This is a genomic window from Massilia jejuensis (genome assembly GCF_042656795.1).
Classification (GTDB): Bacteria; Pseudomonadota; Gammaproteobacteria; order Burkholderiales; family Burkholderiaceae_D; genus Telluria; species Telluria jejuensis.
In genome coordinates, this window is record NZ_JBHSMS010000029.1 from 1 (window position 1) to 24,511 (window position 24,511).

The following is a 24,511-nucleotide window of genomic DNA, read 5'->3' on the forward strand; positions in this document are numbered from 1 at the left end:
CCAGGCGCGCGGGACGGTCGTGCCTGGCCAGTTCAAGGAAGCGATGACGCCAGCGAAAGCTGGTGCTGCGGTGCACGTCGACGTGCGTTGCGGACCTGCGTACGCTCTTCGCGTCGAGCATCTGGCCCAGATAGTCGAGCCACTTGTCGCGCTGGCGCAGCCGGGAAAGGGGTGTTCCGGACAGGCGTGTGAAGGTCTTGCCGCAGGCGCGGCAGCGATAGCGCTGCAGGCCGCGGCTGTGGCCGTGCCGGTAGCTGCGTTCGCTCTTGCAAGCAGGGCAAGGCGGCGGCAGGCAAGCTGCGCCGTCGATCGCCTCGCACACCCGGTCCAGCCCGAGCGAGGGCCGCAGCGCCTGCACGAGGTGCGCGCGCTGGCGCCTCGTCAATGTACTCAATTGCCTTAGCCATGCTGTGAAGCGTCTTGCCTGCATGCCAGACTCCGCTCGATGGTCGAATAGCAGTTCGACCTCGCTAGCGCCCAGCAGTTCAATTTCTACACGTAGCGGTGACAGCGCCGTTTTTTTTCGGGTGGGCACGGTGCGCACGATGCGCCCGCCATCGGCGCGCATCGGCCCCGATGGCCCCGAAGGCCGCACGATTGGCCGTGGCCTGCGCAGTCGGCGAGGCAATGCTACGATAGCGGGCTGTCAATATTCGAGACCGCCATGCCCAAATTCGCCGCCAACCTGAGCACGATGTTTACGGAACTCAGTTTCCTCGAGCGCTTCGCTGCTGCGCGCGAAGCCGGGTTCGATGCCGTCGAATTCCAGTTTCCCTATACCTGCGAGCCGGAATGGATAGCCGGGCGCCTGGCCCGCTACAACCTCGAGCTGGTGCTGCACAATTTCCCGGCCGGCAACTGGCCCGGCGGCGACCGTGGCATGGCCTGCGATCCGCGCCGCATGACCGAATTCCAGGACAGCGTCGAACTGGCGCTCGATTACGCCGACGAACTGGGCGTCAAACAATTACACTGCATGGCTGGCATCCTGCCGCCGCATGTGCCGCGCGCGCGCGCCCACGCCACCTATATCGCCAACCTGCGCTTTGCCGCCGCCGCACTGAAGAAAAAAGGCCTGGCGCTGCTGATCGAGCCGATCAACGACCGCGACGTGCCCGGTTATTTCCTTACCGGCTCGCGCCAGGCGGCGAGCGTGATCCGCGAATGCGCCGTCGATAACCTGTTCCTGCAATTCGACATCTATCACGCGCAGCGCATGGAGGGCGATCTGGCCAATACCATCCGCGACCTGCTGCCGCTGATCCGCCATATCCAGCTGGCCGACGTGCCCGGACGGCATGAGCCGGGTACAGGTGAAATCAATTTCCCTTACCTGTTCAAGCTGCTCGACGAGCTCGGTTACGACGGCTGGATCGGCTGCGAGTACACGCCGGCAGCGGGCACGCTGGAGGGCTTGCGCTGGCGCGGTACGCAGCACGTCGCGCCGGTGTCGGCGCCGCAGGGCTAGACAGGCAGTGACGGCTACGGCAATATTGTTCACTTATCAATCAGGAGAACGCCATGATCCAGGGATTGCGCACCGTCGTCTATCCGGTCACGCAGCTGCCGGAGGCAACGCAGTGGTACCGCTCGGTGCTTGGCAGGGACCCGTATTTCAGCGAAGCCTTTTATGTCGGCTTCGAGGTCGGCGGTTTCGAGCTGGGCCTGGTTCCGGATGGCGTGCCGGGCAGCGCCGGAGCGACCGCCTACTGGGGTACCGAGGACGCGCAAGCCGAACTGGCGCGACTGGAATCGCTCGGCGCGGCGGTCGAATCGCCGCTGGCCGACGTCGGCGAAGGCATCAGGGTCGCCACGGTGCGCGATCCCTATGGCAACCTGTTCGGCATCATCGAAAATCCGCATTTCGACCGTGCCAAGATCGCCTGATTCGACTCTGTAATTGATCCACGGCAACGCTACCCTGCACGGCGTTTGCCAGAATGGGGACTTTCCGCCCGGCATTTTCGCCGGGTCGAGAGGACCCGATGACATTCTTCCGCCCTGCCCTCCTCACCTGCCTGGTCGTTCTCAATCTGCTGCTGGGCGGCTGCGCTTCCACCGGCGGCCCGGTCAGCTTGCAGGAAGTCCGCGAATTCGCCGATGCCTCCGCCAAGCTGGGCGGCTACGGCGAACTGTCGCGCCGCTATCGCGACACGTACGAGCGCGAACAACCTTATTTGCCGGCCTCGAGCGACAAGCTGGCGCGCGACAACGATGCCAAGCGGCGCGCCGTCTACGAGGACTTCGTCAGCGTGCAAAAGGCGGTCGTGCTCTATATGCAGACGCTGAGCCTGCTGGCAGGCGACACCCGCTACGACCTGACCGCGCAGATCGATGACCTCGGCAATGGCTTGAAGGCCAATGCCGAATCGGGCTTGCAGCAGCGCCATATCGCCGCCTACACCGGCCTGACCCGCTTGCTGACGCGGGCGATCGCATCGGGTTACCAGAACCGCAGCGTCGAGACGATGGTGCGCGACGGCGATGCCGATGTCCAGACCCTGCTCGAAGCGATGATCTCGCTCACCCGCCTCTACTACAAGACCAACGAGAATGAAAAGAAGACGATTCTCGGCATCTTCGACGTCGAGCTGCCTTTTTCGAAAGGCAATAACGAACGGATGCTGGTCACCCTGGCGAAGGTGCATTACCTGAACAAGGCCAGCGAGTACAAGCTCATCGACCGCCGCTACGATCTGGCCTTGCAGGGCCTGACCAAGGTGGCGCTCGGGCACCAGAAGCTGCGCGAAAACCTGCACAAGCTCAAGCAGGAAGACGTCAAGCGCATGCTCGGCAATTACGGACGCGACCTGCGGATGATCCGCGAGGGCCTCGCGAGCGAATGATCATCAAGGAGGCCGCATGGCGAACCAACAACCGAAGGGCGACACCACCGATCAGGCCATCGATGCGTTTGAGGGCGCGGTGGCCGGCGCCGCGGCGGCAGCCCCGCAACCCGGGGCCGCGGCGGGCGAAAGCAACGGCGGCCTGGCCAGCGTGGCCCAGATCGTCGAACTGGCCGACCAGCTGTCCGCCTGCGCCGACCAGCTCCACGAGCGCATCGTGCGCGACATCCGCGCCTACGAGGGCAACGCCGTGCCTGCCAAGGTGCAGGCGGCCGCGCGCGCCCTGCTGGAAGACGAATTGCTGCTGCGCCAGCGCGCCAACGGCCTGTATGCCGACGCGGCCACTTATGTCGTCAAGTCGCTCGGCAAATCGCAACAGGGCGTGGTGGCGCTGACCACGGCGGCGGCCGAAAAGATCCGCAAGATCGCATTGATCGGCGACATTACCGGGCTGGTGGCGGGCCTGCTGCACCTGGCGGGAGCGGCGGCCACCGGCCAGGCGGCCTCGGTCATCACCGCGCTCGACAAGATCCATACCCAGCTCAAGGCCATCGAGACCCACCGGGCGCCCGCGCCGAAGCCGGCCTGAAGATCGCGCGTGCGCCCATGTTCAAGGGGCGCACATCGCGCTACACTGGTCGCGCACCAGTGCATGCGGGAGGTCGCAATGAACGGTTTTTCGCGGTTTCGGCCCGGCGCGCGGCAGCCTGCCGCGCGGCCTTGACATGTGCGGACTTTCCCATGGCATCCCTTGATACCGGCCAGCTAGCCCAGTTGCATGCGGCGCTCGAGGCGCAGCTGGCGGCGCTCAGCCGCACCGACGAGCCGCCGGCGGACGACGGCGCACGCGACCTGCCGGTTCCCGAAATCGAAACCTCTCCGGCCGACAAGGCCACCGTACGCCTGCTCAACGACCTTGCGCTCGAAGCGGCTGGCCACCATGCGGCCAGGCGCCAGGTCTTGCGCCATGCGCTGGCAAGATTCGACGACGGCAGCTACGGCCTGTGCGAGGAATGCGGCGGCGACATCGGCTTTTCGCGACTGCAGGCATGTCCCGAGGCGCGCCTGTGCATCGGCTGCCAGACGCGCCTGGAAAAACGCTAGCGCATGTGCTGGCCACCGTTGATGGCGATGTCGGCGCCGGTGATGAAGCCGGCAGCGTCCGATGCCAGGTAGGCAACCAACGCGGCGACTTCTTCCGGCTCGCCCAGCCGTCCCAGCGGAATCTGCGGCAGGATCCTCGCTTGCATGATCTCTTGCGGCACGGCCTCGACCATCCTGGTGCGCAGGTAACCGGGCGAGACGGTGTTGACGGTGACGCCGTGGCGCGCCGTTTCCAGCGCCAGCGCCTTGGTGAAACCATGCATGCCGGCCTTGGCCGCGGCGTAGTTGGTCTGGCCGTAGGCGCCGCCGTTCGCATTCACGGAAGAGATGTTGACGATGCGCCCCCAGCGCTGCGCCGTCATCGGGCCGACGGCCTGGCGGCACAGGTGGAACACGCTGTCGAGGTTGGTGCGCAGCACGGCATGCCAGTCGGCCAGGGTCATCTTGCGCAGACTGGCATCGCGCGTGATGCCGGCATTGTTGACCAGCACATCGATACGCCCGAGTTCGGCCAGCAACGCCGCCATCATGGCCGCGCAGGCATGGTCGTCGGTAACGTCGAGGCGCCAGGCGCGAAAGCAGTAACCCTCGTCGCGCTGCGCCGCGAGCCACCCCTCCGGCGCGCCATTCGCGGGCGAATAGGTGAGCGCCACCGTGAAGCCCGCGTCGGCCAGCCGCCGGCACAGGGACGTGCCGAGTCCGCCCATACCACCCGTTACCAACGCAACCTTGTTCTTATCCATGTTTTCCCCTTGTCATGAACGGCCTGAATGGCTGAAGCGACAAGTTTAGGAGGCGGCACAATGCCGCCTTTGACATGGATCAAGATTTCCAGGACTGCAGCACGCGGCACGGGCCGCGCGCCCCGTCGCGTCAGTGGATGATATCGGGCGCCTGGGATGGGTCGAAATCGGCCCAGTCGCCATCGACGATATTGCCGCGCGCACGTTCGATCTGGACCGCGCCGAGGCGGCGCAGCGCATCGACCGCGCGCGCCTCGTCGCCGGCATCGTCGAAGGCGACGGCGACGAGCATGCCGGCCTTGCGTTGCTCGAGCGGGGCACGGCCGCCCTCTTCGCCTTCGCCGGCTTCCTTCATCTTGGTAAAGCTGAACAGCGAGCCGACGTGGGCGCCGACCAGGCCGCCGACGATGGGACCGGCCGGTCCGGTCAGCGGCGCGGTGGCGGCGCCGAGGACGGCCCCGATCACGCCACCGGTCGCGCCGCCTTGCAGCACGCCTTCCGGCGTTTCCCTGGCGCCGGGCGACAGGATGTTGTCGCCGCCGATCGGCGTCATGTCATGCTGGCCGGCCTGGCTCAGGTAGAAAGTACTGATGCGCTCCTGCGTGAAGCCGGCCTGGGCCAGCGCGCTGGAGGCGGCGTCTGCCTCCTCCAGGGTTTCGAAATGCCCTGCAATAATCGTAGACATGGCCTTCTCCTGCATTGTTGGTTACCCGAAGCATGCGCCTGCTGGGCTGCACCCTCTGTACGGAAACGCACGCAGCCTGGACCCGATCGCCAGGATCTTAGCGCCACTGCCCGTAGACCATGCCCTCGCACGCCGGCTCGGGCGCCGGTGCCGCCTGCCACTGGCGCGGATCGACCCGGTAATACTTCAGGAATTCCTCGTAGAGTGCCGGGTGGCGCAGGGCCAGGCGGTGCGGCTGCTCGAAGAACGCTTCGGTGGCGACGGCGAAGAACTCGGCCGGATCGGTCGCGCCGTAATGGTCGAGCACGCCTTCCTGTCCGAACCAGGCATCGTGGCGCAGGTCCGCGAAATCGCGCGACAGCACCTCGGACCAGCTGCGGTAGCGCTCCGGGCTGCCGAGATAAGGCGCGCCGTTGGTCGTCCCCGATTCGCTGTCGAGCTGGTGCGCGAATTCGTGCAGCACCACGTTATGCGAGGGCGCCACCGCCACGCCGGCGCGGCGCACGTGGTCCCAGGACAGGATCACGCGGCCGTCGCCCCAGGATTCGCCCAGCAGATCCTGGCGCTCCTCGGTCACCACGCCCGCCGCGTCCACCTGGCGCCGCGGCACCAGGAAAGGGCCCGGGTAGACCAGCACCGCGCTCAGGGTCGGATAGACAGCCTCGCCGCGCGCGCCCAGCAACAGCAAGCAGGCCTGGCCGGCGATCGTCAGGCGCATCTCGTCGGTGATGTCCAGGCCGGCGCAGCCGACGAAGGTTTTTTCATGGAGGAAACGCCGCACCAGGCGTTCGAAGCGGGCACGCTGCGCGCCGTCCATGGCCCGGTATTGCTCGACATTGCGTTCGAGCACCGCCAGCGCGGGCGCGGCCAGCGGCTGGGCCAGCGCGCGACGCAGGCGCCAGCGCGGCCAGGCCCAGGCCAGCACCGCGCCCGCCCCCAGCAACGCCAACGTCAACAAGGCTTCCATCAGGCTGCTCCCGCGTCGACGCCCATGTTCACGCGCCGGACAGGTGCGCGTCAAGCTCGTCCGCGCCGCCGATCAGGCGTCCGCCGATGAACACCTGGGGCCAGGTCATGCGCCCGGTGATCGCGCGCAATACGCCGCTGTTGATCTTCTGGTCCTGTGAAATATCGGTATAGCGCAAGCCGCGTTCCGACAGCGCCGCCTTCGCGCGCGCGCAGAAGGGACAGCCCGGACGCGAGAAGACGACGATCGGTTCCGGCGCGCGCGCCTCCGGATTGATGTGGCGCAGCATGGTATCGGCGTCGGATACCTTGAACGGGTCGTCTTCCTTGCCGTCGGCATCCTCGATGAAGGCTTTTTCGATCACGCCGTCGCGTACCAGCATCGAATAACGCCAGGAACGCATGCCGAAGCCGAGCGAGCGCTTGTCGACCAGCATCCCCATGCCACGCGCGAAGTCGCCATTCCCGTCGGGTACGAACGTAATGCCGTCCGCTTCCTGGCCCTGCTTCCATTCGTTCATCACGAAGGTATCGTTGACCGACAGGCAGAGGATGTCGTCGACGCCGTTGTCGCGCAGTACCGACGACAGTTCATTAAAGCGCGGCAAGTGCGTCGAGGAACAGGTGGGCGTGTAGGCGCCCGGCAGCGAGAATACGACGACAGTCTTGCCTTTGAATAGTTCTTCAGTCGTCAGGTCGCGCCACTGGTCGTCCACACGCGCCTTGAACGTGACTTGCGGAACGGGTTGGCCTGCGAGCGATTCGGCGGTGGGCAGCATGGAGTTCCTTTGCATCGGTGGAGAGGCTTTGCCCGCAGGTGGGGCTTGTTGCCGGGTTTTCAATGTTGTTCGTGCGTGCACGCGGCGCATCGGAGGTGAGGAGCAAACGATCGAGCGGAGCAAATTGTAAAGCGTAAACGGCAAACGCCGCGCAATGCGCGGCGTTTGCTTGACGACAGCGATCGTCGGTTACGGAAATGCGCCTCGGGTCTCCACCGCTGCGCCTTCCGGCAGAAGCGACTTACTTGGCAAGCTGGCTCGGCGCCGGGCCGAACAGGGCTGCGACCAGCGGATCGCGGGTCACCGGGCTACGGTTCACGCGGATCGCGTAATGGGTGTCGTCGGCCAGGATGTGGAAGTGGCGGCCGCTGCCGGCCATGCTCTGCTCGCGCAGGCCGGGACGTTCCTTGCGCGGCGCGACGCCTTCGCGCTTGGGCTGGCAGATCGCGGCGAGGAAGGCCTTGACGCGTTCCTGGTCGGGGCAGATCTGATAGACGGCCTTGCCGAGGTAAGTGGCGGTACCTTCGATGTAGCGGGCCAGTTCGATCACGCCGGCTTCGCGCAGGTCGCGGATATACTTGCGCGCGCCGGACGGCGAGAACTTCAGGAACCAAGCGATTTCGTCGGCCAGCATTTCGTGGGTCGACAATTCGTTGATCAGCTTTTGCATGTTCTCGATCCGACGCTGCGTGGCAGAGGTCGACCGCACGCGCTCAATCGGCGCCAGTGAAATCGGCGCGCGTTCGGTAGGCTGTGGCGGGACGCGTTCGATCAGCGCTGAATTGCTGGAAGTGTGCACTGCGCCGATGTCGCCTTGCACCGCGTTGTGATGAGTCGTTGCATGCATGTTGGTGTACTCCAATAGAAAATGAGACTGGGAGGTCCGGGTCGCTGTGTGTGGTCTGACACTCTGACAACACCTCGGGTTCCGCTTAACTGGCCTCAAGATTGCCTGTGTCAGCCCGGCCGGTCTGTGCGCCACCCCACATTGGCAAGATTCCTCCAAGCATTTCAACATTTCTGTTCACACGGAAACTTCGGCGAATATTTCCAATCGGATAGATGTCGCAAAAACGCAACGAATCAAACGCTATTTTTTGGAAATAATTAATTGAAGAAATTACACGGTTTTATGCACACTATATAAAGGGATGAGAATTACCAGGCGAATCTGTTGTACATCTGTCACTCATCAGTAAACCTAGGTGCGCTAGCGCACCGACCCGTTTGAACTCGGCCTCGTATTCTTCAGTCCAACATCACTGTCAAGCACGCGATGTCACACTACCTTTTTAACTTATGGGAGTTTCCTGTGAACAATACGAATAAGATCGCCCTGGCTGTCGCCATGTTCTGCGCCGCCGGTTCCACGCTGGCCCAAGAAATCAACCCGTCCTGGTACATCCAGCCGAGCGTCGTCGGCATGAAGCCGGACGCGGACTTCGGCGTGAACGACCGCGATTGGGGCGGTGGTCTGAAATTCGGTAAAGCCGTCAACCAGAACTTTGATGTCCAGTTCGGCGCCACCCACGTGCGCGCTGAAGACGGTTCGGCACGTTACCGCCAGACCGTGGTCGGCGCCGATGCCCTGCTGATGCTGTCGCGCTCGGCAGTGCGTCCATTCGTGTTGTTCGGCGCCGGCGTCGAACGCGACAAGGTGGAGAATTCGATCCGCCGCGTGAGCAAGAACTCGCCCTATCTGACCGCCGGCATCGGCGTCCAGGCCAGCCTGACCCCTCAGCTGTCGCTGCAAGCGGACCTGCGTTCGGTGCGCGGCTTCCTGCGTCACGAAGATCTGTATGGCTTTAGCCGCAGCAACAACAAGTACCTGACCATCGGCCTGAACTACGCGTTCAACCCGCCGCCAGTGGCCGCCGCGCCAGTGATGGCACCGGCACCAGTGATGGAAGCTGCACCGGCACCGGCACCGGCTCCGGTCGCTCCGCCACCGGCACGTTTCGAGAAGGTCACCCTGTCGACCACCGAACTGTTCGCATTCAACAGCGCCGCCCTGAACATGCCACAGCCTAAGCTCGACGAAATCGCTGCTGCCCTGCAAGCCGATACTAGCATCACCGACGTCGACATCACCGGCTACGCCGACCGCCTGGGTTCGGACAAGTACAACCTGAAGCTGTCGCAGCGCCGTGCAGACGCCGTCCGCGAATACCTGGTCGGCAAGGGCGTCGACGGTTCGCGCCTGAAGGCCTACGGCAAGGGCGAAGCCAATCCGGTCGTGACCTGCACCGAGAAGAACCGTGCCGCGCTGATCAAGTGCCTGGAACCGAACCGCCGCGTCGAGGTCGAGCAGATCACGATCGAAAAGCGCGTTCAGTAATCGCTTGACGAGCCGCCCCGCCACTGCGGCGGAGCGGCGCCATGCCGCGCCGGACGGCGCGGTTCGAGGGGTACTTCGCTCATGCTGGAAGCGTGGAGAATCGTTGCCGGGAACCCGGTGCCTTCTTCCATCTTCCAAGGGGCCTGGTGCCCCTTTTTCTTTTCCGGAGAATTGGTATGGATACGGTCAGTAACGAAAGAAAACAATGGTTCCCCTATTCGCGGCAAATCGCCCACATCCTGAAATGCGCGGTGACGGAATGGCTGGCCCACCGTGCCGCCAGCAAGGGCGCGGCCCTGGCTTTCTATACGCTGTTCTCAATGGCGCCGATCCTGGTGCTGGTCATCGCCGTGGCCGGATTCTTCTATGGCGCGGAGGCGGCCCAGGGCCAGCTGCTCAATGAATTGCGCGGCCTGGTCGGCAAGGAAGGCGCCGAAACCATCCAGGCGGTGCTGGCCGGCGCGCAGGACAAGGAGACCGGCAAGTTCGCCACCATCATCGCGACCGTGCTGCTGCTGGTAGGCGCCACCAGCGTATTTGCCGAGCTCAAGGACAGCCTGGACGAGATCTGGGCGGTGCCCGCACCCAAGGACGCCGGCTGGTGGGACATCGTGCGCACCCGCGTCCTCTCGTTCGGACTGATCCTGGTGCTGGGTTTCCTGCTGCTGGTCTCGCTGGTCGTCAGCGCCGCCATGGCCGTCGTCGAAAACTATCTCGGTGGCGTCTGGAAAGATTCCGCCGTGATCCTCGGCTGGGTTTCGTCGTGCATCGGTTTCCTGGTGATCGCGACGATGTTCGGCACGATCTACAAGCTGCTGCCGCGCATCAAGCTGTCCTGGCATGACGTGATCATCGGCGCCATCGGCACGGCGGCTATGTTTACCTTGGGCAAGTTCTTGATCGGCCTGTACATCGGCAACAGCGGCGCCGCCAGCAGCTTCGGCGCGGCCGGTTCGCTGATCGCGCTGCTGCTGTGGGTGTATTATTCTGCGCAGATCTTCTTCCTCGGGGCCGAGTTTGCCCGCCAGTACGCGCTGCAGCTGGGGAGCTTGCGGCACAAGCCGGCGCACGAGACCGGGGCGAAGAACGTGAAGCGCATGGCCTGAGGCCGTTCTTCGACGCCATGTAAAACGGCGCGGGATCCGCCAGGGTCCGCGCCGTTTTCTTTGCCGGAGGGATGAGCTGCGCCTTACTCGCCCAGCAATTCCGCGACCACTTCCATCCCTTCGACCCGCTCGGCTACCGTCTTGAGGATCACCACGACCGGCACCCCCAGCAGCAAGCCCCACATGCCCCACAACCAGCCCCAGAACAGCAGGCTGACAAACACGGCGGCCGGGTTCATCTTGGCGATCTTGCCGGTCATCCAGGTGGTGACGACCATGCCGACCAGGGTGGCAATGCCCATCGAGGCGCCGGCGACGAGGATCACCATGCGCAGCGATTCGAATTGCAGGAAGGCGACCAGGCCCGTGGCCGAGGTGATCAGGAGCGGGCCGAAATACGGCATCACGTGCGCCACGCCGGCGAAGATCGCCCAGGCGCCGGCGTTGTTCAGGCCGATCGAGCGCAACGCCACCCACATCAGCAGCGCCAGCAGGATATTGGTCACCAACAGCATGAACATGTAGTTCTGGATCGAGGTGTTGATGTCGTCCAGGATGTGGACCGTGACTTTCTTGCGCGTCAGCGAAGGCCCGGTCAGCTTGACGAGCTTGCGCTTGAAGGTGTCGCCCGCCAACAGCAGGAAGAACACGAGGAACAGCACCATCGTGGCCTGGGTCACGAAGGCGGCCAGGCCGACCGAGCCGGCCAGCAGCCAGTCCATGATGCGAAAGCCCGGCGACTGCGGCTGCGACAAGGTCGGGCGGCGCTGGATCAGGCGCGCGTCCTTGTTCTGGCCGACGCTGGCCGTGGCCTTCTCGATTTCGGCGGCGGCCTTCTGCATTTGCTGGATGGTCGAGCCCTGCCCGCTGGCGGCATTCGACACCAGCTTGGTGACCTTTTGCGTGAGCGTCGGGAGCTCGTCGATGATATTGAAGAATTCGTCTTGCAGGCGGTACATGGTCGCGCCGAGTCCGCCGATCAGAAGCGCGGTGACAAGGGTGGCGCCAATGACGCGCTTGATGTGGATGCGTTCGAGCCAGCGCACGACCGGGCTGAGCGTATAGGCGATGAAGATGCCGAGCAGGAGCGGCACGAAGAATTTCTGCGCCCACTGGAGCGCGAAGACGAAAGCGACCGTGGCAAGGATGCCGAGCGAGAGACCGCGGGCATTGACGTGGATGGGCAGGCGCAGGCCGCCGGAATGCAGGGTGAGGTCGTCGCCGGAGGCGGACACGAAGTCCGGCTTGTCGGCCGCGTCGGTCATCGCGTTCACGATGACCGGCGTGGCTTCCGGGGCGGCGGGATTGTTCGGATCGGCAGGAACCGATCCAGGACTGGCGAGATGCATATGTTTGCCAAATAAAAGTTGCCAAACCGCCGCCCAGCGCCCTTGCGGGCGTGGGGGAAATTACTTAACGCGGATGTCGTTCTTGACCGATGTTACACCCTTGATGCCACGTGCGACTTCGACTGCGCGCTGTGCATCGCCTGGCTGGGCCACGAAGCCCGACAGCTGAACGTCGCCCTTGAAGGTTTCGACGTTGATCTCGGTCGCCTTGACGGTAGGATCGGCTGCGAAGGCCGCCTTCACCTTGGCGGTGATGATGCTGTCGTCGACGTATTCGCCGGCGCTTTCCTTCTGTGGACCCGATGCGCAACCGACCATGGTGAAGGCGAGTGCGCCGGTGAAGATGGCGGTGGCGAGGCGTTGGGTGATTTTCATGATGTATCCCTTTCGTTGGTCAAGTCAAAGTCAAAATTGCTCGTGTGAGCGAATCCGGTACGTCACTTGCCGTACGCGGTTTTTGCGGCGTCGACACACTGGTCTTTCGCCGCGCCGGCAAACGCGTCGCACTTCTCGAGTGCGACCCGGTATTCCGCCGTCAGTTTGTCTTCGCGCGCATTGCTGCGCGCTTCGATCATCTTGCGGTCTGCGGTGGCATCGGCCTGGGCGGCGATCAGCGTCGCCTTGGCCTGCTTGATGCACACGTCGCGGTCGTTACCCGTTACCGCGCCGCAGCGTGCCTTGTCGCGGTCGTAATTCGCGTCGGCGATGCGCATGCGCGCCTGGGTATAGGATTTCAGCGTGTTCTTGTAGGCGGCGCCCGCCTCTTCCTCGACCCGCACGCGCTCGGCCTTCGCCTCGGCGACGCAGACATCGCGCGGGTTGCCGGTCACGGCGTCGCAGCGTGCGCGCGCCACCTTGTAGTTGGCGGCGGCCATGTCGCGTGCCGTGTTGTAGGCGGTCTTGGCATCGGGTACCACCACTGCCGGCGCGGCCGGGGCCATTGCCGGCGCCGGTGCGACCGCTTGCGCCTTGGCGTGGGCCGTCCACAGCATGGCGGCACCGATGATCAGTAGTGCATGGACGTTTTTAAGCTTGGTTGTCATGTTCTTGTTCTCCTGTGGCGTGACCTTGATGATGTTTTACGCGGAATGCGCCATCTCCTCTGTTCGCTGTCGAACACAACAAGGAATGTCGATTAGATAATGTGAATCTGGCAATATTAAAATAGCAACTCAAAGTGCGTGATTGCACAGACCGTGTTGTTGGGCGGGCATATTCTGGACTCACACTTTTTGCCAGGAGAACAATATGAAGTCACCACGTACCCTCGCCGCCGCCGCCACCGTCGCCGTCGCCCTGCTCTCGGGCTGCGCCAGCTCGCCGATGAACAACACCGGCTACAACGGCGGCGCTAGCAGCGGCTATGGCAACACTGCATCGATGGGCTACGGCACCATCGAATCGATCCAGGTCACCCAGGCCGACAGCGGCCGCACGAGCGGTGCCGGTGCCGTCGCCGGCGCCCTGGTCGGCGCGCTGGCCGGCAATCAGGTCGGCAGCGGTAGCGGCCGTACCGCCGCCACCGTGGCCGGCGGCGTCGGCGGCGCCCTGGTCGGCAACAACATCGAGAAAAGCCGCAATGCAGGTGGCGGCCAGGAGATGTACCAGGTCAACGTGCGCATGGATAACGGCGAATACCGCACCGTGGTCCAGGACAGCGTCTACGACCTGCGCGTGGGCAACCGCGTACGCCTGGTCGACGGCCGCGTCTACCGCTATTGATCGCGCCGGCGCGCGCGCGGGCATCGGTTGATGCCGCCGATTGATGCATCGACGGGCCGGCTTTGCCGGCCCGTTTCGCTTTTGGAGGTCGAGATGACGCGTCATACCACCCTATACGGCCTGCTTGCCGCTTGCCTGCTGGCGTCCGCCGGCGCAACGGCGCACGCCCCCCAGAGCAACGACACCCTGGTCGCACCGGCGGCGGCCAACAAGCAGGCGCACGAGATCGCGCGCGGCGACCCGGCGCGCTGGTACCGGGAGGACGCGACCAGCCAGCAGCGCCGGCGCACGCGCCAGAAGGAAATCGGCGCCGCCTTCGAAGAAGCGAAGATTGCCTGCCGCCAGGGTCCGGCGACGGAGCGTGCGGACTGCCTGAAAGCGGCGCAGGCGACATGGAAGGAAGAAATGGCGGCAGAGCGTGCCGAAGCATCGGCCCAGGTGGAAAGCCAGGTTCGCTAGCCTGCGACGGCGGCCAGGGGCGAGACAGGCTGTCTTGCTTGCCGCGCACAAAAAAAGACGGCGTCCAATCGATGATTGCGACGCCGCTCAAGCCCCACCATATTCGTTTCCCATCAGCTCAGGCTAGCGGCCGGGATGGATGGCATGGCAGCGGGAACCGCCACGCCGGTCTTGCCTACATTGCCCGCTGCGCGCGGCGCTTCTTCATGTACCAGCCCGCCACGCCCATCAATATGGCGCCGGCCACTGCGGGTTTTCCCAAGCGGCGCTGGCGCACGAAATTGAATGCGGTCAGCGCATACGGCATCAGCACGGAGATGCTCGTGCCGGTGGGTTTCAGCAGGGCATCAGCCCGGGCCCGCAAGGCCCATGTCGCGTGGTCCAGAGCAGAATGTAACATGACTTCGGGCCGCGCGCCGTGCTTTACCTGTGCCTTGGCGTAGCTCACGCCTGCACGATAGAACTCGCCTTCGCGCAGCAGCTCGGCCTTGCGCATGACCGGGTCGCGGCTGTGCTTGTGGCCGGCCAGTCCGGTAAGCTCGTCCTTGTGATGTTTGTGATCGTGTTTTTCCATGTTTCTCCCCCTGTAGGTGGCCGTTTACAGCAGCGCGTCGCGGTCGTTCCGGAGTTCGTTCATCGTTTCCGGGAAGGCGAGCTTGCCCTGCTTGAGCATGGCCAGCCCTTTCATCACGAGTGCGGCCGTGACCGCCAGAAACACCAGGAACATCACCAGCAGAATCTTCCAGCCCCAGCTGTCCCAGGCCAGCATCACGATCGTCGCGGTGCCATAGGCCAATGCGAACCACACGGCGAGAACGGCGCCGGCGAAGATCGCCAGCAGTTCGATCGCGTGGTTGCGCACTTCCGACATCTCGAGTGCCGCTAATTCCACGCGGGACACGACGAGGCCGAACAGGTTCTTCGCCAGGCCGGAGATGCCGCCCATCAGTCCAGGACCATGCACGACGGTTTCGGTCTTTTCCATGGCGTTATCTCCGGCGGAAATTATTTACGACCCAGATAGATACCGACCAGCAAGCCGACGCTGGCTGCGGCAGCGACCGTGCGCCATGGGTTGTCTTTAACGTAGACATCGGCGGTCTCTGCCAGTTCCTTGCTCTTGATGACAGCTTGACCTTGGTACTGGCTGGCCTTGCCCATGGCGCGGTCCAGCAGTTCCATGCCGCGCGTGCGCAGCTCATCGGCCTTGACGCCGGTCAGCGAGGCTGCCGCGGTCAGCATGGCCTGGGCATCCTTGACCAGGGCCTTCATGTCGGTGCTGGTGTTGTGCATGGTGTCATCGAACGAGCGGGTAGTGCGGGTGGTGGTGTCTAGCATGGTGAACTCCTGTTGTAGGTTATGTGAAAGGTGAATAAAAAAAATCAGCGCACGAGGAAGTCGTGCATGTCGTCGGCGTGTTCTTCCTCGACGGCGAGAATTTCGATAAGCATTTGTTTCGTGGTCGGATCCTTGTCGCCCAGCGCCACGATCATCTGGCGGTAGGATTCGATGGCGACGCGTTCGGCGATCAAGTCGGCCCGCACCATGGCCTGGGTATCCTCCGAATCGTCATATTCGGCGTGGCTGCGCGCGGTCAGTGTGGCCGGATTGAAGTTCGGCGAGCCCTTGAGCTGCACGATGCGTTCGGCGATGCGGTCGGCGTGCTCCTGCTCCTGCTGGGCGTGCTCGAGGAACTCGGCCTTCAGCTGACCGTTGTTCGGGCCGCTGACGGTGAAGTAATGGCGCTTGTAGCGCAGCACGCACAACAGTTCGGTAGCGAGCGCGTCGTTCAGCATCGCAATGACCGCCTCGCGGTCGGCCGCGTAGCCCTCGGTGACGGCGCCGTCGTCGAGGTTGGCCGCGGCGCGGCGGATGGCTTCGATATCGAAACCATGCGCCTTGGGAATAGTGCTATGTTCCATGATGCTTCCTTGAAAATTCAGCGGTGAATCAGCGGCTGGCCGTGCGCGCCGGAATCGGTGCGTTGTCGTTCGACAGCACGATCTCGACGCGGCGGTTCAGCTGGCGGTTGCCGGCGTTGTCGTTTGCGGCGACCGGGAAGGCTTCGCCATAGGCTTTCATGGCGATGCGCTCGCGCGGCACGCCCATGCTGCCCAGGGCCGTGGCGACGGCATTGGCGCGGCGCTGCGACAAGTCCTGGTTGTAGCTCGAGCTGCCGGTGCTGTCGGTAAACCCTTCGACCAGCACCGTACGCTCCGGGTTCTGCGCCATGACATCGGCCAGCTTGCGCAAAGTCGACATTCCGTTCGGCGTCAGGTTGGCCGCGTTGGTGGCGAACAGCACGTCGCCGATGGTGACGACCATGCCGCGCTCGGTTTTCTTGGCATTCAGGTCGACCAGCAGCGCTTCGAGCTTGGCGGCGCGCTCGGCCATCGCACGGGTCTGGTCCTGGGCGGCGGCGGCCTGCTGCTGGGCCATCGCGGCCTGCTCCTGGGCGGCGGCCGCCGCGGCCTGGGCCTGGGCGGCATCGCGCTTGGCGCGGTCGGCTTCGGCGGTGCGCGCTTCCAGGCGCACTTCGTTGCGCTGGCGCGAAGCGTCGGCGATGTTGGCTTCGGCGGCCTTGGCGCGGGCCACTTCCTGGGCGGTGGCGATCTTCTGCTTGGCCACATAGGCCAGGCGGTCGATGTCTTCCAGGCTTTCCTTCTTGGCCGCGGCAGCGTTGGCGGCATTGAGCGCATCGCTGGCCTGCTTGAATTCGAGCGGCGCATAGCTCGACACCTGCGGGTTGTTATTGGCGGCGACGAAATCGGCGCGTGCCTGGTCCAGCTGCGGCGTGGTCATCGGCGTGGTGCTGCAAGCGGCCAGCAGGATGGCGCTGGCGAGAACGGCCGGTTTCAAGAAACGTGGTGTCATGATCTTTCCCTTCTATCGAAGCGCCGGGCGGGGCGCGGTCGGGTGTTTGTGAACAGCGGGCCGGCGTGCGCGACGCCGGCGTGGCGCGTGCGCTTGCCGCGCGCTGAGCAGCTTGCGCTTACTGCGCTTATTGTGTATTAGCGCGCTCCACTTCCTGGCGCAGCACGCGCAGGTCTTCGTTGAGCGCGTTCGAGGCGGCGGTGGCCTTGGCCGAATTGGACTTGCTCTGGGCCAGCTGGGCATCGGCCTGGGCCTGCATCGCCAGTTCGCGCGCCAGCTTGTAATCCTTGGCCGCGAGGGCTTCGTTGGCACGCATCATCTTCGCGCGCGCCGCCGTGATCTCGGCCGGAGCCAGGTCGGCCGCGCCGGCCTGCACCGCGTTCTCGACAGCATTGCGCGACACCGCGACATCGGCCGTTGCGGGCGCCTTCTGGCTGGCGCAGGCGCCCAGGGCCAGCACGGCAGCCAATGCCGCGATGCGACCCAGCGAATTCATCGGGCGATTCATGTCCATGTCTTTCTCCTGTAGTCGTACGAAATTGTTAACGCGAAGTGGATACTTAAGTTGATACCTTTATAAGCTTGTTATCGCTCCAGTTCGGTTCGGTGCCGCACATAGAAGAAATATCGCACTGGCAAGCCGTCCGCTCATCGGGCGCACCGTGCGACACCGCACATTGGTGCCCACTCCCTTTACGCTAAGCTTGGCCGCAAGACCGGTACCCAATGAAGGATCGTCATGCCCGATACCCCCCCCCAGCACGACACCGGCCGCAAGCACGGCGGCAAGACGAGGAAAATCCTCTTCGGCCTCCTGTTCACGGTGATCGCGCTGCCGCTCATCGCCGTCATTGTCATCCTGACGTTCGACTGGAACAAGGCCCGCCCATGGCTCAACGCCAAGGTCGGCGAAGCCATCGAGCGCCCGTTCGCGATCCGCGGCAACCTGTCGGTGGAGTGGGAGGTGCCGGCCAGGCGCATGGCCAAGGCCGACCGCCACCTGCGCGACTGGCTGCCCTGGCCGCACCTGATCGCCAACGACATCCGCGTCGGCAACCCGGCCGACATGAAGCAGATGGACATGGCGCGCGTGCGCCAGTTTTCGTTCTCCCTCAATCCCCTGGGCCTGCTGCAACACAGGATCGGCATCCCGGTGCTGCGCTTCGATTCGCCATATGTGGAACTGCAGCGCACCGACAGCACCCACTACAACTGGGCCTACAAGAAAAAGGACACCGAATCGAAGTGGGAGCTCGACCTCGAGCGCGTGGTGCTGACCGACGGCGTGGTGCGCGTCATCGACGCCGTCACCAGGGCCGACGTCACGGCCCAGGTGCGCACCCTGGACAACGACCCGAAATACGGCATCGGCTTCAAGGTCGCCGGTACCTACAACGGCGCGCCGGTCACCGGCGGCGGCAGGGTCGGCCAGGTGCTGTCGCTGAAGGACACGAACGCGCCCTACCCGGTCCAGGCCGACATGCGCAGCGGCCAGAGCCGCATCGCGGTCGAGGGCACCGTCACCAGCCCGGCCAGGCTCAAGGCCGTCGACCTGCAGCTCGCGCTGGCCGGGCGCAGCATGGCGCGCCTGTATAACTTCACCGGCATCACGCTGCCGGAAACGCCGGCTTTCTCGACCTCGGGCCATTTGAAGGGCGAGCTCGACCGCGAACATGGACGCTGGACTTACGACAACTTCAAGGGCAAGGTCGGCTCGAGCGATATCGGCGGCAAGCTGGTCTATCAAGGCGGCAAGCCGCGCCCCAGGCTGTCGGGCACGGTATCGACGCGCAAGCTGGTGTTCTCCGACCTGGCGCCGCTGATCGGCGGCGACTCGAACGAAAGCAAGAAGGCACGCGGCGTCGACGCCGTGCAGCCGGGCGGCAAGGTGCTGCCGGTCGAGGAGTTCCGCACCGAACGCTGGAAGGCGATCGACGCCGACGTGCGCTACGCGGCCGAGCAGATCATCCGCGACAAGGCGCTGCCGATCAGCAAACTGTCGACCCATTTGCTGATGAAGGATGGCGTCATCACCCTCGCCCCGCTCGACTTCGGCGTGGCCGGTGGCACGCTGCGCTCGACCATCCGCATGGACGGCAGCGGCGCCAGGGGCAATACGATCGCGGCCACGGCCAAGGTCAGCGCGCGCCATATCCAGATCAAGCAGCTGTTCCCGACCATCGAGAAGATGCAGGCGACGGTCGGCCAGATCAACGGCGACGCCCAGCTGTCGGCCACCGGCACGTCGGTCGCGGCCCTGCTCGGGTCCTCGAACGGCGAGGTCAAGGCGCTGGTCAACCAGGGCACGATCAGCAAGATGTTGCTCGAACAGATGGGACTGAACGTGGGCAACATCATCATCACCAAGCTGTTCGGCGACAAGCAGGTGCAGCTGAACTGCCTGGCGGCCGACTTCGACGTCGACCGGGGCGTGATGCGGTCGCAGGTGTTCGTGGCCGATACCGCGGAGGCGATCATCCAGGTGACAGGCACGATCAACCTCGCCAACGAGCAGATGGACCTGACGATCAAGCCCGAGACGAAGGCGCTGCGCCTGTTCACGCTGCGCGCCCCGCTGTATGTGCGCGGCCCGTTCAGCAAACCCGATGTCTCGGTCGACAAGGGCGTGCTGGCCCTGAAAGCGGGCGGCGCGGCCGTGCTGGCCACGGTGGCGGCGCCGGTGGCCGCCCTGCTCCCGCTGATCAATACCGGCCCCGGTGAAAACAGCGACTGCGCCCGCCTGGTCGCGCTGGCCAAGGAACGGCCGACCGCGCCGGCGCCGGGCAAGGCGAAAACGCGCTGATGAGTTACTTGAACGATGTGTGTGTTGCCGAACAGACTCTACATCGTGGAGGCTTTACTCTGACCCTGACGCTGAAACAGGAATACGGCACGCAAGTACTTAGGATGACGCATGATGCATTGGAAACCGGCCCTGGCCTTGCTGGCGGCCCTGATGTTCGGGGGCAGCCTGACCGGCTGCGGGAGCAGCGCCAGCTTGCTGGCACCGGCCGCGAAGGTGGACGATTCCACCATCACGGCCGGCGTGAACGAGGCGATCAGGCGCAGTACGGAACTCAATGCGGCGGACATCGGTGTCGCTACCCGCGAAGGCATTGTCCAGCTGAGCGGTTATGTCAGCTCGGCGGAAAACGTGGCAACCGCAGCGTCGGTTGCGCGGACAGTAAAGGGCGTGAAATCGGTCAGGAATGACCTGCGCCTGAAGTAAACCCACCCAAGGAGATCATTATGAAAAACATCAAACACCTGGCAGTGAGCGTCACCCTGGCAACCCTGGCATTGGGCCTGACCGGCTGCTCGAACATGTCGCGCCAGGACAAGGCCACCGCAGTCGGCGCCGGCGCCGGCGCAGTGATCGGCGGCGCCCTGACCGGCGGCAGCGCCGCGGGCGTGGTCGGCGGTGCTGCCGTCGGCGGCGTGGTCGGTAACCAGGCCGGCAAGACCAACTAAGCTTCACCCCCGTAGCAGCAAGGCAAACACACACGAAACGCCCCGCTTGCGCAGCGCGCAAGCGGGGCGTGACGTTTGCGCGAACGGTTTTCGGGCGGCGCCGGCATAGGCCGCCGCGAGCCGCTTAGCGGCGGCTTTCGGTGGCGCTCAGCATGCACTGCGAGAGCCGGTCGAAATGCATGAGCGCGGCCTGGGTCAGTTCGATCCGCTTGCGCCGCGTATCCTCGGTATCGGCCAGCATGATCCAGCCCTTCTGGCGCATCGACTTCAGGCGATTGTGCACGGTGGCCGGCGCACCGAGATCGCCGTTGGCCATCACATCGCGCACCGACAGGCGCTCGTCGGTCTGGCCGGCGCGGGCGATCAGGGCGAGGATGCGTTCTTCCAGCGGATCGAGTTCGGGCAGGGTCGGCAAGCCGCGCAATGCTTGCGACAATTGCAGGAAGCGCAGATAGATGTCGGCGGGGCGGGTTTTTTTCATGATGGTGTCGTTGAAAAGCCGGTAGCCGCGGCGACTGGCGCTTGCATTTCGCTACCGGCTGGATCGGGAATATTGTACTGTATCGACCACGATGATCAGCCAGCTCAAATTAAATACACTGATGGTGGGCGCGACCATCCTGATGTTCCTCATCGCGCTGGCAATCAACGAACTGCTGTTCACGCGGCTGGAATTCGCGCCCGGCATCAACTGGATCTACCTGCCGGCAGGCGTGCGCCTGCTGTCCACCCTCCTCTTCGCCGAGGCCGGGGCGCTGGGCCTGCTGCTGGTGTCGTGGGCAGTGTGCTTTTTCTACTTGTTCCCGGACGATCCGGTGCGCTCGTTCGCGGGCGGCGTGCTTGCCAGCGCCAGCCCCTACCTGGTCTATCTCGGCATGCGCCGCTATGGCGGACTGCAGTCCACGCTGGCCAACCTGACGGCGGCCCGGCTAATTGCCTGCGCCCTCGCCTTCTCGCTGGCCAGCCCATTGCTCCATCATCTCTGGTTCGCGTTCTACGAAGGCAAGGAAGACCTTGCCCACAGCTTCCTGGCTATGGCCATCGGCGATTTTTGCGGCACCATTACCGTGCTCTACGTGGCCAGGTTCGTGGTGGGACGCATGGCGCCGGTGCGCGCCTGACAGGATGCCGCAGGCCTGCCGCTGGAGGCGGTCGCGCATCTCGTCGGCCTCGTGGCGCAAGGCGATCACGACCGGATCGCGCTGGTCGGGCTAGGCATGCGCCAGCACATCGAGCAAGCGGCAGTCGAGGGCGTCCATGCGCGCACGCAAGGCAACGGCGTCGTGCGCCGGGTCGGCCGCCGCCGCGATCCAGGCACGCCACATGCTTTCCAGGTCGAGTTCGATCCCGTAGCGGCGCGCCGAAATCAGGTTCGCGTCCTCGATCAAGTGCAATGCCGTATCGGTAAGTGGCCACATGGCAAACGACGTGTAGAAGGCATCCGGCAGCCCCGGTTGGCCCGACGAGCGGGCGGCGGCATTGAAGGGAACGACCGCTCCAGAAATCATAACATTATTTTCAAGCCGTACGCGCATGGTATTGACGATTGCAGACGTTATGGAATGTGGAACGGCGCTACATGAAGGCGCTCGACAGCGCCCCGGCGCCCGCGTCCTTGACGATTTCATAGCAGGTGCAGGCCGCCGCCGCCAACCCTTCGGCATCGAGAATCTCGATATTGCCGCGGCTGTAGATGATGAGCCCCTGCTGCTGCAATGCGCTGGCGGCCTTGGTGACGCCGACACGGCGCACGCCGAGGGCATGGGCGAGGAATTCGTGCGTCAGGTGGAATTTGTCGGACTGCAGGCGATCGCGCGTGATCAGGAGCGAGCGCGCAAGGCGCGCCTCGAGCACGTGGAAACGGCTGCAGACGGCGATCTGGATCGCCTGGGCGAGCAAGGTGTCGGTGTAGCGGTAGAGCACGCGCTGCAAGGCGCCGCTGCGCTTGAACTCGGCCCGAAAAGCGGCGCTGTCCATGCGGCTGGCGCTGCCTGGACGCTGGACCACGGCGCGTACCTGGGCCGTCTCGTGGCCGAGCGCGACAGTGGCGCCGAGCATGCCTTCGCGGCCGACCAGGCCGACCTCGAGCGTCATGCGACCGCCCGCGACACCCAGGAGCGAGATCAGGCTGTCATGCGGAAAATAGATATGGCGGATCGGATTGCCCGCCTCGCCCAGCACTTCGCCGGCCTCGACGCGTACCTGGTCGAGCATGGGCAGCAACTGGGCGAGCTCCTGCGGCGGGAGCGCGGCCAGCAGCAAGTTGGCGTTGTGCTCGGCGACGTCGGGAGAAGCAGCAAAGTTCATCGAACCCTCGCGGTGAATGGGGAAACTCCGGCCAGCACGGCAAGCGCCGGACCGATGGCGGATACATTTGCAAACAATTTCGATCAGGTTAAATGCTCCGATAGGGAGTGTATGTTCGGTGACGCACGGAATACCTTGTTGTTCCTAGGGACAATCTTCGCTATCGGCGGGCATCGAGCCTGCCGAGGCGGAAAGCACATGCCGACCGCAATTTTTGGAGAACAAGCCATGAATAACATCCCCACTCCACCAGCTCGCACCAGGCAACATCCGCTCCTGCTGGCCGCTGCGCTCGCCGTCGTGCTGTTCTGCCTGATCGGCACCGCGGCCATCATGGGCTGGATCCCTTCTTCGATCGGCGGCAATGCGAACCGCCAGCTGAGCGAGGCCGACCGCGCCGCGCTGGCCGCGCGCCTGCCGCCTGGCGGACAGCCGGTGCCGCTGGCCCCTGCCGCAAGCATGGCGCAGCTGGCGCCCCAGGGCGGCGCCCATGCGCAGGCGCCTGCAGCAGCCTATCCCTCGCAGCCGCCGGGGCAGGCCTACGGCCCGGCGCCGAGCCAGGGCTATGTGCCGGCCCGCGACCAGGGTTACGCCGATGAGCCCGAGCGCGCTCCGGCGCCACGCACGGCGCCCAAGCCGAAGCCGGCGCAGGTGGCGGCGGCCGAACCGAAATGGTGCGGCAACTGCGGCAATATCGAATCGGTGCGTGCGATCAAGCAGCGCGCCGAGGGCAGCGGCCTCGGCGCGGCCGGTGGCGCCATCGTCGGCGGCCTGCTGGGCAACCAGGTCGGCGGCGGCACGGGACGCCAGCTGGCGACGGTGGCCGGTGCGGTCGGCGGCGCCGTGGTCGGCAACCAGGTCGAGGGCAACATGAAGGCCACGACCAGCTACGAAATCCGGGTCCGCCTCGATGACGGCACCCTGCGCACTTTCCGCCAGGAGAGCGAGCCACGATGGCGCAGCGGCGACCGCGTGCGCATCGTCAAGGGCCGCCTGCGCGCCGCCTGATCCAGCGTACTGTCCAGCGTCGAAGTCCGGCCGTCCGCAAGGGCCGCCGGACTTGCCCGTTAACGTAAACGCAGCGACCCGGGGCAACGCTCCCTTATTTTCTTTAATGCAATGTGAGATACCGCACGGAAATGTCTAGGTGTTGGCCCGAGAATGCTTGAGCGCCACGGAGCGCAGGCAGGCGGCGCAAGCCGCTCAGTTCAATCTTCGCTACAAGGAGAGCACCATGAACAATCTTGCATGGCTCGGCATCCTCGCCTGGGGTCTGGCCGTTACCGCATTCGGCCTGGCCTGGGCGCCGGCACCCCTGCCGCAAGCGGGCCATGTGGCGGCGCACGACGCCTTCTTCCTGGTCTGCGGCGGACTGCTGACCTGCCTGATCGGACTGGCAGGCTTGCTCGGCCTGATGGGCTCGATGCCGGGCATACAAGGTCCGGGGTTGCGAAATGAACAAAAATCTCGCGCATAATGTACGCCAACGAACGGTGATGCTGAGCTGAAACTCCGATACTGGATTCACGGCGCCAACAACGGCGCAAACCCCTGTGAGGAGACTCATCATGCTCTATACAATCGCCATCGTTCTCATCGTCTTGTGGCTGCTCGGCCTGGTCACCTCCTATACCATCGGCGGCTTCATCCACATCCTGCTCGTGGTCGCCGTGATCATGATCCTGGTGCGCCTGATCAGCGGTCGAGGCATCTAGCGAGCCGCATGCATTACCATATTGGTTGTATCGGGCCGTGCGCGGCG

34 protein-coding genes are annotated in these 24,511 nt (G+C 64.6%); 16 read left to right on the forward strand and 18 right to left on the reverse strand.

Annotated features, from left to right (window positions below):
* Window positions 1-394: transposase (locus ACFPOU_RS09260; protein ID WP_417568524.1), on the reverse strand; the 394-nt coding region annotated here is incomplete at its 3' end.
* 270 nt (window positions 395-664) lie between these two features.
* On the opposite strand from ACFPOU_RS09260, the gene hyi reads away from it, so the two are divergent.
* From hyi to ACFPOU_RS09285, 5 genes are all read left to right on the forward strand, one after another.
* On the forward strand, window positions 665-1,468 hold the full coding sequence (gene hyi / locus ACFPOU_RS09265; protein WP_379719754.1) for a hydroxypyruvate isomerase: 804 nt from the start codon (window positions 665-667) through the stop codon (window positions 1,466-1,468).
* A gap of 53 nt (window positions 1,469-1,521) precedes the next feature.
* Window positions 1,522-1,887 carry a VOC family protein gene (locus ACFPOU_RS09270; RefSeq protein WP_379719756.1) on the forward strand — a complete coding sequence of 122 codons (366 nt, stop codon included), beginning with the start codon at window positions 1,522-1,524 and terminating at the stop codon, window positions 1,885-1,887.
* Between the two features lie 98 nt (window positions 1,888-1,985).
* Window positions 1,986-2,846, forward strand: a complete 861-nt coding sequence (locus tag ACFPOU_RS09275) for a hypothetical protein (RefSeq protein ID WP_379719758.1) — start codon at window positions 1,986-1,988, stop codon at window positions 2,844-2,846.
* 16 nt (window positions 2,847-2,862) lie between these two features.
* Window positions 2,863-3,435, forward strand: coding sequence for a hypothetical protein (locus ACFPOU_RS09280; RefSeq protein WP_379719760.1), 573 nt, complete (start codon window positions 2,863-2,865; stop codon window positions 3,433-3,435).
* A gap of 152 nt (window positions 3,436-3,587) precedes the next feature.
* Window positions 3,588-3,950, forward strand: coding sequence for a TraR/DksA family transcriptional regulator (locus ACFPOU_RS09285; RefSeq protein ID WP_379719762.1), 363 nt, complete (start codon window positions 3,588-3,590; stop codon window positions 3,948-3,950).
* Here the strand turns inward: ACFPOU_RS09285 and phbB are convergent.
* From phbB to ACFPOU_RS09310, 5 genes are all read right to left on the reverse strand, one after another.
* Window positions 3,947-4,693: an acetoacetyl-CoA reductase gene (gene phbB, locus ACFPOU_RS09290; RefSeq protein WP_379719764.1), complete on the reverse strand. Its 747-nt coding sequence runs from the start codon at window positions 4,691-4,693 to the stop codon at window positions 3,947-3,949. The two genes, ACFPOU_RS09285 and phbB, sit on opposite strands and share 4 nt — an antisense overlap.
* A 130-nt stretch (window positions 4,694-4,823) precedes the next feature.
* Window positions 4,824-5,378: a hypothetical protein gene (locus ACFPOU_RS09295; protein WP_379719766.1), complete on the reverse strand. Its 555-nt coding sequence runs from the start codon at window positions 5,376-5,378 to the stop codon at window positions 4,824-4,826.
* A 97-nt stretch (window positions 5,379-5,475) separates the two neighbouring features.
* Window positions 5,476-6,345, reverse strand: coding sequence for a M90 family metallopeptidase (locus tag ACFPOU_RS09300; protein WP_379719768.1), 870 nt, complete (start codon window positions 6,343-6,345; stop codon window positions 5,476-5,478).
* Between the two features lie 28 nt (window positions 6,346-6,373).
* On the reverse strand, window positions 6,374-7,123 hold the full coding sequence (locus ACFPOU_RS09305; RefSeq protein ID WP_379719770.1) for a glutathione peroxidase: 750 nt from the start codon (window positions 7,121-7,123) through the stop codon (window positions 6,374-6,376).
* 241 nt (window positions 7,124-7,364) lie between these two features.
* The gene (locus ACFPOU_RS09310; protein ID WP_379719772.1) at window positions 7,365-7,970 is read right to left on the reverse strand and encodes a winged helix-turn-helix domain-containing protein; all 606 of its coding nucleotides are present in this window, start codon (window positions 7,968-7,970) and stop codon (window positions 7,365-7,367) included.
* Window positions 7,971-8,435: 465 nt separating this feature from the next.
* Here ACFPOU_RS09310 and ACFPOU_RS09315 point away from each other — a divergent pair, with 465 nt between their 5' ends.
* The gene (locus ACFPOU_RS09315) at window positions 8,436-9,461 is read left to right on the forward strand and encodes an OmpA family protein (RefSeq protein ID WP_379719774.1); all 1,026 of its coding nucleotides are present in this window, start codon (window positions 8,436-8,438) and stop codon (window positions 9,459-9,461) included.
* A 176-nt stretch (window positions 9,462-9,637) separates the two neighbouring features.
* On the forward strand, window positions 9,638-10,567 hold the full coding sequence (locus ACFPOU_RS09320; protein ID WP_379719776.1) for a YihY/virulence factor BrkB family protein: 930 nt from the start codon (window positions 9,638-9,640) through the stop codon (window positions 10,565-10,567).
* 83 nt (window positions 10,568-10,650) lie between these two features.
* Here ACFPOU_RS09320 and ACFPOU_RS09325 read toward each other — a convergent pair whose 3' ends face one another.
* From ACFPOU_RS09325 to ACFPOU_RS09335, 3 genes are all read right to left on the reverse strand, one after another.
* Complete coding sequence (locus ACFPOU_RS09325) at window positions 10,651-11,916, reverse strand: AI-2E family transporter (RefSeq protein ID WP_379719778.1); 1,266 nt, start codon at window positions 11,914-11,916, stop codon at window positions 10,651-10,653.
* Between the two features lie 60 nt (window positions 11,917-11,976).
* Complete coding sequence (locus ACFPOU_RS09330; protein ID WP_379719780.1) at window positions 11,977-12,291, reverse strand: BON domain-containing protein; 315 nt, start codon at window positions 12,289-12,291, stop codon at window positions 11,977-11,979.
* A gap of 62 nt (window positions 12,292-12,353) precedes the next feature.
* Window positions 12,354-12,959, reverse strand: coding sequence for a hypothetical protein (locus tag ACFPOU_RS09335; RefSeq protein WP_379719782.1), 606 nt, complete (start codon window positions 12,957-12,959; stop codon window positions 12,354-12,356).
* A 205-nt stretch (window positions 12,960-13,164) separates the two neighbouring features.
* On the opposite strand from ACFPOU_RS09335, the gene ACFPOU_RS09340 reads away from it, so the two are divergent.
* Together ACFPOU_RS09340 and ACFPOU_RS09345 are read left to right on the forward strand one after the other, a co-directional pair.
* Complete coding sequence (locus ACFPOU_RS09340) at window positions 13,165-13,638, forward strand: outer membrane lipoprotein (protein ID WP_379719784.1); 474 nt, start codon at window positions 13,165-13,167, stop codon at window positions 13,636-13,638.
* A 93-nt stretch (window positions 13,639-13,731) separates the two neighbouring features.
* On the forward strand, window positions 13,732-14,097 hold the full coding sequence (locus ACFPOU_RS09345) for a hypothetical protein (protein ID WP_379719786.1): 366 nt from the start codon (window positions 13,732-13,734) through the stop codon (window positions 14,095-14,097).
* A gap of 175 nt (window positions 14,098-14,272) precedes the next feature.
* On the opposite strand, the gene ACFPOU_RS09350 is transcribed toward ACFPOU_RS09345, so the two are convergent.
* From ACFPOU_RS09350 to ACFPOU_RS09375, 6 genes are all read right to left on the reverse strand, one after another.
* On the reverse strand, window positions 14,273-14,671 hold the full coding sequence (locus tag ACFPOU_RS09350; protein WP_379719788.1) for a hypothetical protein: 399 nt from the start codon (window positions 14,669-14,671) through the stop codon (window positions 14,273-14,275).
* A gap of 24 nt (window positions 14,672-14,695) precedes the next feature.
* A complete protein-coding gene (locus ACFPOU_RS09355; RefSeq protein ID WP_379719790.1) occupies window positions 14,696-15,082 on the reverse strand; it encodes a phage holin family protein in 387 nt (128 codons plus the stop codon).
* Window positions 15,083-15,102: 20 nt separating this feature from the next.
* A complete protein-coding gene (locus ACFPOU_RS09360) occupies window positions 15,103-15,435 on the reverse strand; it encodes an ElaB/YgaM/YqjD family protein (RefSeq protein ID WP_379719792.1) in 333 nt (110 codons plus the stop codon).
* A gap of 44 nt (window positions 15,436-15,479) precedes the next feature.
* Window positions 15,480-16,019, reverse strand: coding sequence for a ferritin-like domain-containing protein (locus tag ACFPOU_RS09365; protein ID WP_379719794.1), 540 nt, complete (start codon window positions 16,017-16,019; stop codon window positions 15,480-15,482).
* Between the two features lie 28 nt (window positions 16,020-16,047).
* Window positions 16,048-16,971: an OmpA family protein gene (locus ACFPOU_RS09370; RefSeq protein ID WP_379719796.1), complete on the reverse strand. Its 924-nt coding sequence runs from the start codon at window positions 16,969-16,971 to the stop codon at window positions 16,048-16,050.
* A 127-nt stretch (window positions 16,972-17,098) separates the two neighbouring features.
* Window positions 17,099-17,479 carry a DUF4398 domain-containing protein gene (locus ACFPOU_RS09375; RefSeq protein WP_379719860.1) on the reverse strand — a complete coding sequence of 127 codons (381 nt, stop codon included), beginning with the start codon at window positions 17,477-17,479 and terminating at the stop codon, window positions 17,099-17,101.
* 231 nt (window positions 17,480-17,710) lie between these two features.
* Here ACFPOU_RS09375 and ACFPOU_RS09380 point away from each other — a divergent pair, with 231 nt between their 5' ends.
* The 3 genes from ACFPOU_RS09380 to ACFPOU_RS09390 all read left to right on the forward strand — a co-directional run bounded on the left by ACFPOU_RS09380 (window position 17,711) and on the right by ACFPOU_RS09390 (window position 20,442).
* Window positions 17,711-19,774, forward strand: a complete 2,064-nt coding sequence (locus ACFPOU_RS09380; RefSeq protein WP_379719798.1) for an AsmA family protein — start codon at window positions 17,711-17,713, stop codon at window positions 19,772-19,774.
* A gap of 111 nt (window positions 19,775-19,885) precedes the next feature.
* Complete coding sequence (locus ACFPOU_RS09385) at window positions 19,886-20,200, forward strand: BON domain-containing protein (protein ID WP_379719800.1); 315 nt, start codon at window positions 19,886-19,888, stop codon at window positions 20,198-20,200.
* Between the two features lie 20 nt (window positions 20,201-20,220).
* Window positions 20,221-20,442, forward strand: coding sequence for a prenyltransferase (locus tag ACFPOU_RS09390; protein ID WP_379719802.1), 222 nt, complete (start codon window positions 20,221-20,223; stop codon window positions 20,440-20,442).
* 124 nt (window positions 20,443-20,566) lie between these two features.
* Here ACFPOU_RS09390 and ACFPOU_RS09395 read toward each other — a convergent pair whose 3' ends face one another.
* Entirely contained in the window at window positions 20,567-20,923 is a 357-nt protein-coding gene (locus ACFPOU_RS09395) for a winged helix-turn-helix domain-containing protein (protein WP_379719804.1), read from the reverse strand.
* A gap of 91 nt (window positions 20,924-21,014) precedes the next feature.
* Between ACFPOU_RS09395 and ACFPOU_RS09400 the strand changes: the two genes are divergently transcribed.
* Window positions 21,015-21,563 (forward strand): hypothetical protein, encoded by a 549-nt coding sequence (locus tag ACFPOU_RS09400; protein WP_379719806.1) that lies wholly within the window; start codon window positions 21,015-21,017, stop codon window positions 21,561-21,563.
* 90 nt (window positions 21,564-21,653) lie between these two features.
* Here the strand turns inward: ACFPOU_RS09400 and ACFPOU_RS09405 are convergent, their stop codons facing one another.
* Window positions 21,654-21,950, reverse strand: coding sequence for a hypothetical protein (locus tag ACFPOU_RS09405; RefSeq protein ID WP_379719808.1), 297 nt, complete (start codon window positions 21,948-21,950; stop codon window positions 21,654-21,656).
* A 67-nt stretch (window positions 21,951-22,017) separates the two neighbouring features.
* Window positions 22,018-22,749, reverse strand: a complete 732-nt coding sequence (locus ACFPOU_RS09410) for a Crp/Fnr family transcriptional regulator (RefSeq protein ID WP_379719810.1) — start codon at window positions 22,747-22,749, stop codon at window positions 22,018-22,020.
* A gap of 228 nt (window positions 22,750-22,977) precedes the next feature.
* Here ACFPOU_RS09410 and ACFPOU_RS09415 point away from each other — a divergent pair, with 228 nt between their 5' ends.
* From ACFPOU_RS09415 to ACFPOU_RS09425, 3 genes are all read left to right on the forward strand, one after another.
* Window positions 22,978-23,757 (forward strand): outer membrane lipoprotein, encoded by a 780-nt coding sequence (locus ACFPOU_RS09415; RefSeq protein WP_379719812.1) that lies wholly within the window; start codon window positions 22,978-22,980, stop codon window positions 23,755-23,757.
* Between the two features lie 157 nt (window positions 23,758-23,914).
* Window positions 23,915-24,226, forward strand: coding sequence for a hypothetical protein (locus tag ACFPOU_RS09420; protein ID WP_379719814.1), 312 nt, complete (start codon window positions 23,915-23,917; stop codon window positions 24,224-24,226).
* Between the two features lie 91 nt (window positions 24,227-24,317).
* Window positions 24,318-24,464, forward strand: coding sequence for a lmo0937 family membrane protein (locus ACFPOU_RS09425; protein ID WP_136223041.1), 147 nt, complete (start codon window positions 24,318-24,320; stop codon window positions 24,462-24,464).
* The last annotated feature ends 47 nt before the right edge of the window (window positions 24,465-24,511 follow it).

Excerpts from the sequence above, each read along its gene's own strand:
- ACFPOU_RS09310 (WP_379719772.1), bottom strand. The coding sequence starts at position 7,970 with ATGCATGCAACGACTCATCACAACGCGGTGCAAGGCGACATCGGCGCA.
- ACFPOU_RS09305 (WP_379719770.1), bottom strand. The coding sequence starts at position 7,123 with ATGCTGCCCACCGCCGAATCGCTCGCAGGCCAACCCGTTCCGCAAGTC.
- ACFPOU_RS09355 (WP_379719790.1), bottom strand. The coding sequence starts at position 15,082 with ATGGAAAAGACCGAAACCGTCGTGCATGGTCCTGGACTGATGGGCGGC.
- ACFPOU_RS09410 (WP_379719810.1), bottom strand. The coding sequence starts at position 22,749 with ATGAACTTTGCTGCTTCTCCCGACGTCGCCGAGCACAACGCCAACTTG.
- ACFPOU_RS09280 (WP_379719760.1), top strand. The coding sequence starts at position 2,863 with ATGGCGAACCAACAACCGAAGGGCGACACCACCGATCAGGCCATCGAT.
- ACFPOU_RS09385 (WP_379719800.1), top strand. The coding sequence starts at position 19,886 with ATGATGCATTGGAAACCGGCCCTGGCCTTGCTGGCGGCCCTGATGTTC.
- ACFPOU_RS09380 (WP_379719798.1), top strand. The coding sequence starts at position 17,711 with ATGCCCGATACCCCCCCCCAGCACGACACCGGCCGCAAGCACGGCGGC.
- ACFPOU_RS09300 (WP_379719768.1), bottom strand. The coding sequence starts at position 6,345 with ATGGAAGCCTTGTTGACGTTGGCGTTGCTGGGGGCGGGCGCGGTGCTG.
- ACFPOU_RS09295 (WP_379719766.1), bottom strand. The coding sequence starts at position 5,378 with ATGTCTACGATTATTGCAGGGCATTTCGAAACCCTGGAGGAGGCAGAC.
- ACFPOU_RS09335 (WP_379719782.1), bottom strand. The coding sequence starts at position 12,959 with ATGACAACCAAGCTTAAAAACGTCCATGCACTACTGATCATCGGTGCC.
- ACFPOU_RS09370 (WP_379719796.1), bottom strand. The coding sequence starts at position 16,971 with ATGACACCACGTTTCTTGAAACCGGCCGTTCTCGCCAGCGCCATCCTG.
- ACFPOU_RS09285 (WP_379719762.1), top strand. The coding sequence starts at position 3,588 with ATGGCATCCCTTGATACCGGCCAGCTAGCCCAGTTGCATGCGGCGCTC.
- ACFPOU_RS09400 (WP_379719806.1), top strand. The coding sequence starts at position 21,015 with ATGATCAGCCAGCTCAAATTAAATACACTGATGGTGGGCGCGACCATC.
- hyi (WP_379719754.1), top strand. The coding sequence starts at position 665 with ATGCCCAAATTCGCCGCCAACCTGAGCACGATGTTTACGGAACTCAGT.
- ACFPOU_RS09390 (WP_379719802.1), top strand. The coding sequence starts at position 20,221 with ATGAAAAACATCAAACACCTGGCAGTGAGCGTCACCCTGGCAACCCTG.
- ACFPOU_RS09275 (WP_379719758.1), top strand. The coding sequence starts at position 1,986 with ATGACATTCTTCCGCCCTGCCCTCCTCACCTGCCTGGTCGTTCTCAAT.
- ACFPOU_RS09415 (WP_379719812.1), top strand. The coding sequence starts at position 22,978 with ATGAATAACATCCCCACTCCACCAGCTCGCACCAGGCAACATCCGCTC.
- ACFPOU_RS09345 (WP_379719786.1), top strand. The coding sequence starts at position 13,732 with ATGACGCGTCATACCACCCTATACGGCCTGCTTGCCGCTTGCCTGCTG.
- ACFPOU_RS09360 (WP_379719792.1), bottom strand. The coding sequence starts at position 15,435 with ATGCTAGACACCACCACCCGCACTACCCGCTCGTTCGATGACACCATG.
- ACFPOU_RS09395 (WP_379719804.1), bottom strand. The coding sequence starts at position 20,923 with ATGAAAAAAACCCGCCCCGCCGACATCTATCTGCGCTTCCTGCAATTG.
- ACFPOU_RS09330 (WP_379719780.1), bottom strand. The coding sequence starts at position 12,291 with ATGAAAATCACCCAACGCCTCGCCACCGCCATCTTCACCGGCGCACTC.
- phbB (WP_379719764.1), bottom strand. The coding sequence starts at position 4,693 with ATGGATAAGAACAAGGTTGCGTTGGTAACGGGTGGTATGGGCGGACTC.
- ACFPOU_RS09365 (WP_379719794.1), bottom strand. The coding sequence starts at position 16,019 with ATGGAACATAGCACTATTCCCAAGGCGCATGGTTTCGATATCGAAGCC.
- ACFPOU_RS09405 (WP_379719808.1), bottom strand. The coding sequence starts at position 21,950 with ATGATTTCTGGAGCGGTCGTTCCCTTCAATGCCGCCGCCCGCTCGTCG.
- ACFPOU_RS09425 (WP_136223041.1), top strand. The coding sequence starts at position 24,318 with ATGCTCTATACAATCGCCATCGTTCTCATCGTCTTGTGGCTGCTCGGC.
- ACFPOU_RS09320 (WP_379719776.1), top strand. The coding sequence starts at position 9,638 with ATGGATACGGTCAGTAACGAAAGAAAACAATGGTTCCCCTATTCGCGG.
- ACFPOU_RS09270 (WP_379719756.1), top strand. The coding sequence starts at position 1,522 with ATGATCCAGGGATTGCGCACCGTCGTCTATCCGGTCACGCAGCTGCCG.
- ACFPOU_RS09325 (WP_379719778.1), bottom strand. The coding sequence starts at position 11,916 with ATGCATCTCGCCAGTCCTGGATCGGTTCCTGCCGATCCGAACAATCCC.
- ACFPOU_RS09350 (WP_379719788.1), bottom strand. The coding sequence starts at position 14,671 with ATGGAAAAACACGATCACAAACATCACAAGGACGAGCTTACCGGACTG.
- ACFPOU_RS09340 (WP_379719784.1), top strand. The coding sequence starts at position 13,165 with ATGAAGTCACCACGTACCCTCGCCGCCGCCGCCACCGTCGCCGTCGCC.
- ACFPOU_RS09375 (WP_379719860.1), bottom strand. The coding sequence starts at position 17,479 with ATGAATCGCCCGATGAATTCGCTGGGTCGCATCGCGGCATTGGCTGCC.